Annotated in this window: 13 protein-coding genes and 2 pseudogenes; 2 read left to right on the top strand and 13 right to left on the bottom strand. The window is 30.3% G+C overall.

Annotated elements, in window-relative coordinates; genetic code table 11:
• Positions 1-83: 83 nt before the first annotated feature.
• The 13 genes and pseudogenes from R3E32_25005 to R3E32_25065 form a co-directional block, all read right to left on the bottom strand.
• Entirely contained in the window at positions 84-248 is a 165-nt protein-coding gene (locus tag R3E32_25005; GenBank protein ID MEZ4888012.1) for a hypothetical protein, read from the bottom strand.
• Between the two features lie 429 nt (positions 249-677).
• Positions 678-857: a cysteine peptidase family C39 domain-containing protein gene (locus R3E32_25010; GenBank protein ID MEZ4888013.1), complete on the bottom strand. Its 180-nt coding sequence runs from the start codon at positions 855-857 to the stop codon at positions 678-680.
• A 260-nt stretch (positions 858-1,117) separates the two neighbouring features.
• Entirely contained in the window at positions 1,118-2,707 is a 1,590-nt protein-coding gene (locus R3E32_25015; protein ID MEZ4888014.1) for a T9SS type A sorting domain-containing protein, read from the bottom strand.
• A gap of 54 nt (positions 2,708-2,761) precedes the next feature.
• Positions 2,762-3,622: a hypothetical protein gene (locus tag R3E32_25020; protein ID MEZ4888015.1), complete on the bottom strand. Its 861-nt coding sequence runs from the start codon at positions 3,620-3,622 to the stop codon at positions 2,762-2,764.
• A gap of 37 nt (positions 3,623-3,659) precedes the next feature.
• Positions 3,660-4,088, bottom strand: coding sequence for a hypothetical protein (locus R3E32_25025; GenBank protein MEZ4888016.1), 429 nt, complete (start codon positions 4,086-4,088; stop codon positions 3,660-3,662).
• Between the two features lie 273 nt (positions 4,089-4,361).
• Positions 4,362-6,122, bottom strand: coding sequence for a hypothetical protein (locus tag R3E32_25030; GenBank protein ID MEZ4888017.1), 1,761 nt, complete (start codon positions 6,120-6,122; stop codon positions 4,362-4,364).
• An 86-nt stretch (positions 6,123-6,208) separates the two neighbouring features.
• Positions 6,209-6,469, bottom strand: a complete 261-nt coding sequence (locus tag R3E32_25035) for a hypothetical protein (GenBank protein ID MEZ4888018.1) — start codon at positions 6,467-6,469, stop codon at positions 6,209-6,211.
• Between the two features lie 640 nt (positions 6,470-7,109).
• A complete protein-coding gene (locus R3E32_25040) occupies positions 7,110-8,390 on the bottom strand; it encodes a hypothetical protein (GenBank protein MEZ4888019.1) in 1,281 nt (426 codons plus the stop codon).
• A 1-nt stretch (position 8,391) separates the two neighbouring features.
• Positions 8,392-10,572 (bottom strand): peptidase domain-containing ABC transporter, encoded by a 2,181-nt coding sequence (locus R3E32_25045; protein MEZ4888020.1) that lies wholly within the window; start codon positions 10,570-10,572, stop codon positions 8,392-8,394.
• Positions 10,573-10,597: 25 nt separating this feature from the next.
• A complete protein-coding gene (locus tag R3E32_25050) occupies positions 10,598-11,497 on the bottom strand; it encodes a protein kinase (protein ID MEZ4888021.1) in 900 nt (299 codons plus the stop codon).
• Positions 11,498-11,499: 2 nt separating this feature from the next.
• Positions 11,500-11,781, bottom strand: coding sequence for a hypothetical protein (locus R3E32_25055; GenBank protein ID MEZ4888022.1), 282 nt, complete (start codon positions 11,779-11,781; stop codon positions 11,500-11,502).
• Between the two features lie 341 nt (positions 11,782-12,122).
• Positions 12,123-12,707: pseudogene (locus R3E32_25060) on the bottom strand (transposase family protein).
• Positions 12,688-13,035 (bottom strand): hypothetical protein, encoded by a 348-nt coding sequence (locus tag R3E32_25065; GenBank protein MEZ4888023.1) that lies wholly within the window; start codon positions 13,033-13,035, stop codon positions 12,688-12,690. Before R3E32_25065 ends, R3E32_25060 begins: the two are co-directional and overlap by 20 nt.
• A 342-nt stretch (positions 13,036-13,377) precedes the next feature.
• On the opposite strand from R3E32_25065, the gene R3E32_25070 reads away from it, so the two are divergent.
• Together R3E32_25070 and R3E32_25075 are read left to right on the top strand one after the other, a co-directional pair.
• A complete protein-coding gene (locus tag R3E32_25070) occupies positions 13,378-13,725 on the top strand; it encodes a hypothetical protein (protein MEZ4888024.1) in 348 nt (115 codons plus the stop codon).
• Positions 13,706-14,293, top strand: a pseudogene (locus R3E32_25075) (transposase family protein). Before R3E32_25070 ends, R3E32_25075 begins: the two are co-directional and overlap by 20 nt.
• Positions 14,294-14,682 lie beyond the last annotated feature (389 nt).

Consider the following 14,682-nt stretch of genomic DNA (forward strand, 5'->3'; position numbering starts at 1 on the left):
CGAATAAAAGATGTTTTAAAATAAAAAAAACATGATTTTTACTAAAAAAAAGTAAAAACCATGTTTTTCCAAAAAAATAAAAATTATTCCTCTGGATCTACTTCTGTTACATTTGGATCTGCAAGCCCTGCAAATCCTCCTTTTATTTTGAGCATACTGGATTCATCCAACAAACTTTCAATTTTAATATCATCATCTTTAAGTTTGAAAAGTTTGCTGTTATCTTCATTTCTTTCTAATTTCTTCATCTTTCAAAAAATTTTGTACCCTCCAAAAAAGGGTAGGTTAATTAATAAATGTTAAAAATAAGTTCTTCAAAATAGGTGTCGACAATCATTCTATTGAACTCGCTTCAAATATAACAGAAATTCATCAAAAAAAAAAAACTGTATATCAGTCACTTAAAAAAGAAGCGTTTTTATCAAAAAATGACAAAATCATTACAAATATACTCGAAAAATATATCAATTACCCCAAAAACCTCCAATTAACAAAAACCTACAATTGCAGTAACAACCGATTATTCAATGTTGTAACACTAAATAGTATTGTTATTAAATTATTTAGTTTTTTGCTTAAAAAATGAATTTCAGCTAAAAGGTATGTGTTTTTTGAGAAAAGGAAGAAGTTTGTTTGGGAATCTATGGTTTAGCCTTGGGGAGAATGTGTTGAAGGTCTTATTTGAAGTCCAATCGAACGGCTAAGGTCTGCAATCCAATGTTTTCGGCTGCATCGCTGATGCCCATTAACGATACACCTTCCCTGTCTATGTGGCTTTTTTCTCGAAGGGTTTGCAGGGAATAGTGTTTGCCGTAGTGTTTGGCAATCATCCGCAAACAGGTTGGACCGCAGTCCATTGCATCGCTTGTTTATGGAATGGGAATTTTTGGGGCATTTTTTAGATTGCGCTGTTCAAGTGTTCAAGCCTTACTGTTCAATTTTGATACCAAAGTTTTTGGGAGAGTTTTGGTAGTAGGATAAAGGTAGGGAAATTTTTGGAGATATGATTTTAGGGATAATTGTATTTCATATCAAATAAAGCTTATCGTATAAAAAGGAACACCCTAATAAGCATTGAAATGTTTATTAGGGTGTCTTTTCATTATCTAGCTATGTTTCAGAAATTTGTCTTTAATAACTTAATTATTTCTTTATAATTATCTTCACTTTGAATTTCTAATAAGTAAACTCCATCTGGTAAGTTTGCCATTCCTACTAGTTTTATATGAGTGCTTATATCCAAATAGTTTTGTTTAAATACTTCTTCACCAAGAATATTTCTTAACACAACTTTAATATTACTATTCTTAGCTTTTTGAGTTTTTGACAAGTCAATGGTAATAATATCTTTAAAAGGATTTGGATAAACGAAATATTCAGTATTTGAGACTTCCTCTGTAGACTTATTCATATCCTTTATTTTTTCTGCAACTCTATTGGAGTATTCATTTAATTCATTTCCTACAATCGTTTGTATTGCTTCAGTGTCTTTAATATTGATAATGGGGTCAATGTTTTCTGTTGTATAAAACTTATTGAGTTCAACACTTGACTCTCTTTCTATAATTTCATTAGCGAGAATATTATTTAAAGACTTAATAGGTCTGCCTAATGAACTTAAAGGTGGACAAGCACCATCAAGCAAAAAATCATTTATTACTTGACCATTACATATAACTTCTACTTTACAGAATAAGTCAGGAAAAATTCCAACTTCTACACCAGAGAGAGTAAGTCTATCTTCTATATAATAAAGATAAGATCCTAACTCTCCAAAACTACACCCTTCTACATAAAAACAATCACTAGTAATTGCTGAAAAAGTAGTTCCATAATGAGTATCAAAATACTGTCCATTATAACATCGCTCTGTTACAATACAAGAAGCCCCACCATTGGTTTCAAAAACAGATCCAATCCAAACAGGGAGACCTGCTGGCACACCATCACTACAATAAGTATCCAAAAACCTACAATCCTGTGCATTATATTGTTGGTAAGTCGCTAGTGTTGTAGAAGATATAAAATTATTCCCACAATACTTACTAGTAGTACAACCTTCTCGTGAGGTTTCAAAATCCATTAATTCTACTTTGAAGCACCTTTCTCCAACATTACAATTTCCATTATCTCTTACAATCACACAATAAGTTCCTTTTGAGAGATTATCAAGAGTGGAGCTTGTAGTCCCATTGTCCCAATTAATATTATATGGAGGTGTTCCCCCATTTATAGAAATTTGAATTGAGCCATAACTATAACCATCACATGTTTTTGTAGCACTTCCTGATATAGTAAGGTCACTTCCTTCACAAGTTTCTATAGTAATACATTGATTCTTAGTAAAACATCCGTCTGTTACCTTTACACAGTATTCGCCAGGAGGCAGATTGTCTATATCTTCTACAGCAGCAATAAAATCATTGGGCCCTGTCCACTCATAATACAAATCAGGCAAACCTCCTTGTACGTCCAAATCTATCGCACCATCATTACTATCTTCTGATGTTGCATCACTTGCATCATAACTGATAGAAAAACTTTGTGGTATGCCATCATTATTTTGAGTACAAATTCCTTCTTGTAAAGTAGGGTCTTCATTGGGTTCGTGGAAATCAGGATAACAATAACAGATATCAGCACACAATGTCGTTTCACACCCTACATTGTTGGTAACAACTACACAATAATGCCCAGGCTTGCACAAACCACTAATATCTTCATTTTCAGAAGTAACAGTGAGGTTATAGTAAATCTTAGGTTAATCTTTGTGCCCATCATCTGATTTTTTATTCTTTTGATAAAGAGGATTATTGTGTAATTCTTTGAAATATACTACTTCTCCGAGAAGGCTTTTTGCCTTTTCTCTATAAATATCTTCATTGGTATTTTCTAACAAATCTTCTGCTATTTTCTTTGCTTTTACCAAATACTGATATATCTCACTATCGACATCGTCTTTAATATCTTCTGTTGCTTCACTAAAAAGAGATATGTAGTATTTAGCTACTTCCCATTTAAAATAATCACTGTAATATGAATTGGGAACTTCTTGAATGAATTTTTCTTTCTTCTTAAATAAATCTTCGTTCAAATTCTTAAAATAATTTTCGTCATTTGCAATTTCCTCAAAGTCTATTTTTTTAAAAGACCGACTTTGAGGGTCGTATGTTGAATTTGGCAGTAAGGTTCTTTCTTTTTTGAACCAATCTATTGCTAACTTATCTTCAGGTTTTGAATAGTCATATATCTGTATAGGAACTTCATTAGAGTAAAAGACACTGGGCCTATTTAGATTCTTCTCAGGTTTACTCCTATTACGCATTATCAAAGAATAATCATAATTGAAAATTTTTTCCCATTCATTTGATTCGGCATCTCGTATTTCAAAGGTTAAATAATTTGACTCCAAAAGTTTTTGAATATCTAAATTATCTACAGATATATTGGTAACAGATAATTGTATTCCAATTGGATCATAATAACCAAAAGATTGACCTAGTGATGGTCGATATTTATTCTTCCCTTCAAGGTTTAAATCAAGTTGCAACCATTTACTTTCTTGAGCATTTATTCTTGCAAAAGAATATATTAAAAAAAATAATATCCCTATATGTTTCATTTTGTTTTTTATTTAAAAATGATTAAAAACCCCATTGCTAATGTCCAGGACTCTCGCGCCTAGAACGAATTAAATTGATATGCCGATTAATAAAATGATTTGTCCAAAAAAGAGGATCTTCATTCATTATTCCCATGTCTCCATAATATTCAGGTATATATGAGCCTAAAAAAAATCCATGTGACAATCCAAATTGATGTCCAATTTCGTGGGCATTTCTATAAGCAATAACATTTGTAATAGTAGATGCGGCATTTCGATCTCTAGTAGTTTCTTCATATAGATAAGATGTATTAAATCCTTTTGTTATGGTAGTATTATCTACTAGTAGATGAAATATACCTCCATTATCAAATGGATTTCCAATTCCTAATATAGCACTTTCTGAAACTGCGTCAGCATCTGCCGTAAAACTATCTTGCCATGTAGAAAAACAGTGGACTGCCCAAAAATTTTCATTTTCCATAGGAGCAGAATCAATAATAGAATTAAAATTATTTACATGTTTAGCTAATTGATTGTGAATATTAGTGTATGGAGAACCTGTACCTGGTAGTCCATGTGTAGAAACAGGAAAATTAGATAAAAAATCAATTTGATTGTTAGGGTTATAAGTATTTATAAAATCAACTATTGGAAAAATGTACGCTTCTTCAAAAACATCTTGTAATGCGCTAATATCAAGGCTTGGGTTTAATAATAATGTTCCTGGCCCACTATCATCATCTTTTAAGGTAAACTATATCAATAACTTATCTGTCACTATTGACTTAGTAGATGCAGTTGCAATATTTATACTTCCTCCTGTACTAAATTGCCCCCCATTAAATATTGTTAAATCAGAAACATTTGGTACAGTAATATCCCAATGAAATTTCCCTGTTAATTTATCTTTATAAAAGCTATTAACTGTTCCTTTATATTTCGTACCGGTAGTGAGATTACAATTCATTCCACTTCCCACAATGTTTTTTGAGCTAGAAAACTCAATAAATTGATTAGTAAAAATATTGCCAATGCTATTTCCGTCTCCTCCGTTACCTCTAATATCTGTTCCTCCAAAGGATATTGAAGTAGGATATCCCAATTCTAAATCCCCTTTTTCAAATCTTCCATTAGATGTTGAAGCTAGGTTTAAAGACTCATCCAAGAAAAAAGGCACATAATAAGATCCACCCAAATTTTCATTAACCAAAGAACTATACTTACCTTTTGGCTTAGACAGACGCTTCACAGAAGAAGATAATACAAATGAAGATGATGGGTTTAAATCCTCTATATCTGTAAACACGCCTTGTCGTTGAAAGTTATGTCCAATAGTTCCTCCCCAAGAATAATCCTGCATCGCATCGTGTTCTATATGCAAAATCCGCCAAACGCATAATATAGGAGAGGTATATTTATCAGACAATAGCACTTCTGCACGAGCTAAAGGATAAGAAACTTTAGGGTCTGCAATTTTAAAATGGTCTAGTTGATCCAAATTTTCCAAAGAGTTTAGAAAATCCTTGTCTCCATTGGCAACAACCCTAAAACTATCCCCTGCATGAAGTGTGGTGGTAAAGTCAATTTTTTCTATTTTGCTGCTTGTTCCAAATACCATAGTCGCAATTCCTTGTGTATTTTGTTTATCTATATAACCCGCCTTTAGCCCCTTTACTTCTCCTCTATTGTCTTCGTGTGGTGTATAGGAAATCGTATTATTTGTGCCAGAATAGTAACCTGTTGTAGTTATTCCTCCATCATTAGGATCAATAAAACCAAGATCACTTGATGGGTCATCAATATCAAAACTTCTCAAGTAAATACTTAGACTATGTATAGGGATAACGCTTAACTCTACTTCCAATTCTACTTTATTTCTTGGAATTGTAGGGTTGTCTTTTCTTGCTCCTACGAAAACTCTATTATTATTAACCCCTGTTCCTACATAGTTAACAGGATCTGCATCCAAAGTATTGCTAATATTCACGAGTCCACCAGGAGTAAATGCTGAAAAACCATTTTTCTTTCCTTTCCACCTCAACTCATCAACGCCTACAATTGTAATAGCAACCTTATCTTCCGCACAAGCACCTTCTCCACCATTCTCATACTTTAGGCTCAAAATAGTTCCTTGTTGTTTTGTGTGGGGTTTTGTTCCTTCTACCCATAACTCTACAGCTAGCCATTCTCCAGTAGAAGTGAAAGTTAGAGGGTCTCCTAAATTATATTGCCCTGCACTCTTATCATTTGATTTCCAAATTGATATATTAAGATGCCCTTTAATGGCTTCTAATGTTATTTTACTTTGGTCTATATTTAAAGGCTTCACCTTTGCAATTATTTTCACCAATTCATCATCTCCTCCATTTACTTCATCTGTGGGCCAACCAAGTGTCCAGCCATTAAAACCATCATATAAGTTATCTTTATCATCATTGTCTAAATTTTCAAAAGTCATTGCTCCTTGTGATTCTTCTTTAGAATCTTCTATCATGGTAGTAGTGTTCCCTGTCATGACTTCTGGTTTATAGACCTCTAAATCTAAAAATACTTCATCTACATGCACTATTACCTCATGGCTAATAGAATTTCCGCCACAGCTTACAATAACGTTATAAGTTGTAGTTTCTTCTGGACATGCATAGGCTTAGGATTCGTGGCATCATCAAGAGTCTCAGCTGGTCTCCATGAGTAGCATATTTCGCAACCATGTTCTTCTAATAATTCTTCACTAACTGATAACTCAACACATTCTCCTTTACAAATATAAAGATGTGTTGGATTTTCATTACTTCCCATTTGTGCAATCAAAGAAATAGGGAAATAAAGTAGGAATAAAAATATTATAATATATTTTCTCATTATTAACTTATTTTTTATTACAAATAATTAATTAAAAAATAAGTCCTTCAAAAAATCTTGTCGACAATCATTCTATTGAACTCACTTCAAACATAACAGAAATTTATCAAAAAAAAAAAACTGTGTATCAACTACTTAAAAAACAACGTTTTTATCAAAAAATGACAAAATCATTACAAATATACTCAAAAACCATATCAATTACCCCAAAAAACTTCAACAAACAAAAACCTACAATTGCAGTAACAACCCAAAATTCAATGTTGTAACACTAAACAGTATTGTTATTAAATTATTTAGTTTTTTGCTTAAAAAATGAATTTTAGCTAAAACAGATGTGTGTTTTGGGAGAAAGAAGGAGTCTGTTGGGAAATGTATGGTTTAGCCTTGGGGAGAATGTATTGAAGGGCTTATTTGAAGCTCAATTGAAGGGCTAAGGTTTGCAGCGAATAGTATTTGCCGTAGTATTTGGCAATCATTCGCAGGCAGGACTGCAGTTTATTGCATCGTTTGTTTGTAGAATGGGAATTTTTGGGGCATTTTTCAGATTGCTGAGTTCAAGACTAACAGTTCAATTTTGATAGCAAAATTTTGGAGGATTTGGTGGTAGGATAAAGGTAGGAAAATGTGTTTAAATTGATTAATTATTATTCACTAAAAATTGAAGATGGTTGAATATCCGTTCTATTAAACGTTTATCTTCTGTCATAATAGAAGCCTTACCATGCATATTAGGTGTAAAAGGTATAGTATCATGATAAGAAGTTACAATTGGATATTGAATAGAAGTAAGTATTGAGTATTGTTTTTTTCGAGCAATCAAATCAATATCTTCAATTTGTTCTTGAACTTTTCCGAAATCTTGAACGGGGTATTCATCGATAACAATTTCCACTGTTTGTCCCAATTTTACTTTTCCAATGCCATAGGTAGGTACTGTTATTTGACCAACTAATGTCGGATTTTGATTGTTAATCACTGTTGCAATTTCTTCTCCAGATTTTATGTATGTGTATATGTTTATATGTGAAGGTATAGATAATATTCCGTTTATGGGGGATTTTATTAAATACTTGTTTTCCCATGAGTGTATTTCACTTTTCAATATAGTAAGACTATGGTTAATACCTTTCAATAGGTTAAATGATTGAATGTCATCATTTAATGATGACTGATTCACATTGCCTTTCAGTTTTTCTACTTCTAACAAGTATTCATTTATTTTTGATTCAGTTTGTTTAATATTGTATAAAACAGTTAGGTATTCATTCTGGATTGCTTCTAACTTTTGTGTGGAAATATTTCCTATTTGATGAAGTTCCGAAAACCGTGTTTTATTTTGTTGTGCAAGTTGTAGTTTATCTTTTTGAATATTTTTTTGTTCATTTAGCTTTTCTATTACGCTTTCGATGGTGTTTATCTGTTCTTTTAAATCATTTACCTTACTTTGATTGACAGATAATTTAAGGTACTGTTTATATTCTAAAATGTTTTGTCTAAATCTATCATAAAATACTTGTAACTTACCTATTGAATCTATGCTTGGACAAATACATTTAGTATAATCTTTGGAAGATGATAAGTTTGACAATACATCTTTTATCAATGAATAATGCTTTAATTTAGTATCACTATTAATAACAGCTATAATCTCTCCTTGCCTTATTGAAGAATTGTTCTCTTTATAGATATCTTCAATATAACCATCTATATTAGCTGAAAGGGGGAGGGGAACTTCGGACAAATGTATTTTTATATTTCCTTCAATAATATCGGGGTATTCAATCAAATAACTAAAAGCTATAAATAGTAAAATAATTATAAATATAAGGGATAGTCCCCATCGTGTAATCCATTTAGGAATTAAACCTAGAATTTCTCTAATATCCTCACTATATAGTTCTATTTCTTTATTTTCCATGTTATCCCAATGCTAATTGATTTCTGACCAATCTATAATACTCTCCTTTTAAGGAAATCAATTCATTATGAGTACCTGTTTCTACAATTTGACCATTATCTAAAACTATAATTTGATCTGCATTTTGAACTGTACTTAATCTATGTGCAACAATAAGAACAGTTTTACCTTTGTAAAAGGTATTTAGGTTATCTACGATAATTCGTTCATTTCTTGCATCTAGTGCACTTGTGGCTTCATCAAAGAATAAAAAATTAGGGTTTTTGTAAATAGCTCTTGCTATGAGTATCCTTTGTTTTTGCCCTCCGCTTAAGGAACGTCCATCTCTACCAATTTTTGTATTATAATTTTCGGGAAGTGTTTCAATAAAATCTCTAATGTTTGCCATTTCCACTGCTTTTATAAGTATTTCCTTGTTTATATCTTCTTCATCAAGAACAATGTTTTTAGCAATACTATCGGAGAAAATGAAGCCATCCTGCATTACGACACCACATGTTTGCCTCCATATATCATGATTTATTTTTGTTAGGTGTACGTTCCCTATATTAATACTGCCTTTTGTAGGTTGATAAAGCTTTAGAAGTAATTTTAAAAGTGTTGTTTTACCGCTACCGCTAGCCCCTACTATAGCAGTAACTTTTTCATTTGGGATGGTAATTGAAACATTTTTTAAAACAAAATTTTCTTTAATGTCATAGGAAAAATAAAGATTTTTAATTTCAATATTTTCATTAAATGAAACTAAATGAGAACTAGATGTACCCTTATTTTCGTCATCATTTCTATGTACTTCTATCAATCTTTCAATACTTAGATGAGCATCTTGGGCTTTTTTTAGAAAACTGGAAATTTGACTAATTGGACTATTTAATTGTCCAGTTATATACATTACAGCCATCATCATTCCTAAGGTCATTTCACCTAAAACAACACTCTGAGCTGCAATCAAAATAATGATTATATTTTTTAACTCACTAAATACTACGACACCTATTTGCTGGTATTGTTCTAATGCCAAAATCTTTGTGTGAATTTTGAATAATTCTGCTTGAATGCTTTCCCATTCCCAACGTTTTTGAAGACCATAGTTGTTAAGTTTAATTTCTTGAATACCTGTGAAAATCTGGATAAGTGTATTTTGATTTGATGCTGATTGCCTGAATATTTTAAAGTCTAATTCTTTTCGTTTATTGAAAAATAAAACAATCCAAAGGATATGCAAAATACTTCCTATTAAAAAAACAAAAAAAATATATGAATTGTAAATTAATAATATTATTCCAAAAATAAATATATTTATTAGGGAGAAGAGAGTATCTAGTGTTGATGTAGTATAAAAAGCTTCAATTCTCCTCTGATCACTAATGCGTTGCATCAAATCTCCCATTTTTTTTGTTTCAAAGAAACTAATAGGAAGTTTTATTAGTTTTTTCAAAAAATCAGATATAATGAATATTTTTATTCTTGTACTTATATGCAAAACAATCCAATTTCTTATAAAATCAATAGTTGTTTTCCCTAAAATAATCATAAATTGCGCTACCACAATTAAATATATAAAGTTTATGTCGCTTGTTTTAATCCCTATATCTACAATAGATTGTGTAAGAAATGGACTCACTAACTGTAAAAGACTTGCGCCTAGTATACCAAAAAGTAATTGAACAAAATATTTTTTATATTTTGAAAAATAGGGTTGAAAAAATTGAACTTTTTTTTGTTCTTCTTGACTCTGGGCTGTATTTTCGAATTTAGGAGTTGTCTCTAATTGAAGTATTAGACCTTTAGGGTCTCCTTTGGTTATTGTTGATAACCAGTTCTTCGCAAACTCATTCAAATCATAAGTGATATATCCAGAGTAAGGATCAGCAACATATACTTTCTTTTTAGTGATTTTATAAACAACTACCGTTCTATGCCTATTCCATTTTACGATACAAGGTAAAATGATGCTTTTCTTTAGTTTTTCAAAAGTACAGGCTGTTATGATAGTATTCAGTCCAATATCTTCAGCTAAAATACTTATGTCTTTTAACGAAGTGATTGCTTTTGAAGTAGAGTATTTTTCTTTAAAAAAACGGAGGGAGTATTTTTTTCCATAATATTTAGCAACCATTCTTAAACAAGTTATTCCTCCATCACTGGAATCAAGCTGTCTATATAATGGGAACTTTTTCAAAGTAAAGAATTATTTGATTAAAAATTTATGTTAAAATAGCAGACAATATTGTATCTATTGAATTGTACCTATCTTTTTTTTCTCTTTTTAGTCCTTGTTCAAATAACTGTTCTAAAATGGGAAATGGCTTCAATTCCAAGTCTGGAAATGATAGTATTTGATTACTTAATACAGCTTTTAATGCGTCTGAAAAAGACATTTTTCTAATATTTTCTGTACCATAATTAATCGGTACTTTTTTTGTGTATAGAAAGAATAAGGTGGCTATTATAGCATATGTTTCTGAGTAAATATCATATTCAATGTATTTTGATTTTTCTAACATTCCTTTTGCTATTTCGGGGGCTACAAAATGCATAAGTGCCCCAGCATACAAGGGAGTTTTTTCATTAACTAACCGACTTAGTTCAAAATCTAAAATATGAACATCTCCTTTAGTATCTATTTTAAAATGAGCAGGTTGAATATCTCCATGAAGTATGTTTACTTTATGTAATTCATTGATTTTTTTAAGTATGCTTACAAATAAAACGATTATTTTTTGTTGAAATTCTTCGGTTTTTGGAGTCTCAGCAAAAGTTTTCTTTAATACTTCTAAGATTGATTCTCCTTGAATGTAACGCATTAATAACCAGTGATAGTTATTTAAACTGCCATCTGTAATATAGTAATCAAAAGAAGTTCGTTGTTCTTTTAGATATTTCAAAATTGTAACTTCTCTTTCTGCTATAATTCTTTTTTCATCTTTGGAAAAAACAGGGTGTTCAAAATTTAAATCAGTAATTTTCACAAGAGATTGCATATGATTACTCTCAATCTTTAAAACTACAGATCCACGCCTATCAGACAATGTTTGGTGCGAATCTATTTTTGTTCCCAATTGATATTCAATAGATTTTAATATATTATTTATATGGATATTCATTTTTATATTTTTAAATATTTTTCTTTAAATTTATGGTAAAGCTTTCTAAAGTTTTCTTTTTTACCTTCATTTTCACGAAACATCTCACTACTGTAATGCTCTGTATAACACACAATTTCATTTATTAAACTTGTCTCATCAATTTTAGTTATAAGCATAGTAATATCCTCCTTTGAAGGATTAGGTAAATGCGTGACTATAGTAATATCCTTAACTATTGCTAATGTTTTTTCGTCTTTGAATATTTTTGAAAAAATATCTTCACCATTATCATTAGAGGACAAATAAATATTCTCTAATTGAGGTATTTTATAAAATTTTTTATCAACTGGTTTTATAGAGCTTCTAATAGAAAAAAGATTATATGGTGGTTGAGGAATGTAGTTATCAGACCTTAGAGATTTTTTGTGTTCCCCTTTCCAAAATTTACCAAAAGCTATTCCTAAATCTGTATATAATATTTTTAGAATCCAATGAACCCAATCAAAGATTTCTTTATTAGACTTGCACGACTATGACAGCCAATCATTTAGTTGTTTTTAAATTTGTTACGTGCAATAAATAGATTATTTATTACAAATGAATAATTTGTTCCTTTATAAAAATAACACTAACATTAATTCTATCAGCTTGATAGTTCTAAATGATAATTCCATAATCCTGCACATATTCCAATTATTCTATTCTTTAACTTTTCGCATTTAATGCGACATCTATTTTTCAAAATCCGAAATTTCTTCATCTTACCTATAGCATGCTCTACAAAAATACGTTCTCTACTTACTGCCTTATTTGACTCTTTTTGTTCTGCTGTAAATTCTGGATTTGGGTTCTTTTTGCTTTTTCTTGTTTTTTCTCTCCCACCACTAATTCTTTTATTTTGTAACTTATCTATACCTATAAAACCTAAATCCACCAATACTTTGCATTTTTAAACCAACCCTTTATGGGGAAATTCTTTTTTAGAATTCCAAAATCTACATTACGCCCAAGGATATAATTTACTTACATAATAAATTTTCGTTTTTTTATCTGACAATAATAAACAGACATCCGTATGTGTCCCTTTTTTACCACTATACTTATCCCTCTGGTTATCATATCCTTTAGGACGCTCTGTCAATGTTTCAGTGCCATCAAAAATAATTTCTTTTGCATCCGATACATGAAACTCAAATTCTTCTACGCTTTCAAAACTTCGCTTGGGCATGACTTTTTTTTTCCAATGTTAATTCCAATAATCTCGAAAAACGATCAAAATTATCATGTGCTGTTGAGCCTGCCATATTAAAAACACAGCCTAATGAACCCCATATTAAATCATTTTTTATTTGAAACAAAACAAAAAAAAGACTGTCGTCTAATCCTTTAAATTTTGGAGGTTCAGTAACATTTTCTTCAACATAATCTTCATATGATTGATTATACTTTGAATAAAATTCAGCTTCATAATCTGACAATAGTTGATAGAACTCTTCCTTACTTTTGCCTGTTGCATCTTTAAATTGACGTTCTGTGGTTATTTGTCGGTAATTCATCATTCCTTTTTTTTGCAATTTACATAAATTCCTATAATTTATAGTCGAACAGGTCTAGTAATTTAGAGAGATATTGTCCTTATATTAGTCCTTCCAAAAAAAGTAACTCTTTGTTTTTTTCTACTTATAATATTAACAATCCTTTAAATTCTTTTAGCTATACTCTTTTTATATGCCTTATTCATGTAGAGATATTTAGAAAAAAAGATTTAATAGTATTTCAAAGAAAGAAAAAATCCTATTCTGCGAAAACATAATTTTTAAATACGAAGAAGGTGTAAATAATAGACCTGTTCGACTATAAATTATAGGAATTTATGTAAATTGCAAAAAAAAGGAATGATGAATTACCGACAAATAACCACAGAACGTCAATTTAAAGATGCAACAGGCAAAAGTAAGGAAGAGTTCTATCAACTATTGTCAGATTATGAAGCTGAATTTTATTCAAAGTATAATCAATCATATGAAGATTATGTTGAAGAAAATGTTACTGAACCTCCAAAATTTAAAGGATTAGACGACAGTCTTTTTTTTGTTTTGTTTCAAATAAAAAATGATTTAATATGGGGTTCATTAGGCTGTGTTTTTAATATGGCAGGCTCAACAGCACATGATAATTTTGATCGTTTTTCGAGATTATTGGAATTAACATTGGAAAAAAAAAGTCATGCCCAAGCGAAGTTTTGAAAGCGTAGAAGAATTTGAGTTTCATGTATCGGATGCAAAAGAAATTATTTTTGATGGCACTGAAACATTGACAGAGCGTCCTAAAGGATATGATAACCAGAGGGATAAGTATAGTGGTAAAAAAGGGACACATACGGATGTCTGTTTATTATTGTCAGATAAAAAAACGAAAATTTATTATGTAAGTAAATTATATCCTGGGCGTAATGTAGATTTTGGAATTTAAAAAAGAATTTCCCCTATAAAGGGTTGGTTTAAAAAATGCAAAGTATTGGTGGATTTAGGTTTTATAGGTATAGATAAGTTGTACAAAATAAAAGAATTAGTGGTGGGAGAGAAAAAACCAAGAAAAAGCAAAAAGAACCCAAATCCAGAATTTACAGCAGAACAAAAAGAGTCAAATAAGGCAGTAAGTAGAGAACGTATTTTTGTAGAGCATGCTATAGGTAAGATGAAGAAATTTCGGATTTTGAAAAATAGATGTCGCATTAAATGCGAAAAGTTAAAGAATAGAATAATTGGAATATGTGCAGGATTATGGAATTATCATTTAGAACTATCAAGCTGATAGAATTAATGTTAGTGTTATTTTTATAAAGGAACAAATTATTCATTTGTAATAAATAATCTATTTATTGCACGTAACAAATTTAAAAACAACTAAATGATTGGCTGTCATAGTCGTGCAAGTCTACTAGGATATTCAGCTATTTTTTTTTCATCATCAATATTATTTGCTCTAAATATAATATTCATTTGCACAGTGTTAAGTTTTTATTAAAAATATCATTTCTGTTTTCATTGACTTAATTTAACCAAAATCTATTATTAAGAAAAACCATCAAACTTTGAAATATTGAAAGTCGAAAACAATCTAATTAAAATTAATGAGTATTTAATTTTTAATATACAAAATACCCTACTCTTATGAAAGCAGGGTATTTTTTAATGGAGTTA

The sequence above is a fragment of the Chitinophagales bacterium genome (assembly GCA_041392475.1).
GTDB lineage: Bacteria > Bacteroidota > Bacteroidia > Chitinophagales > UBA2359 > JAUHXA01.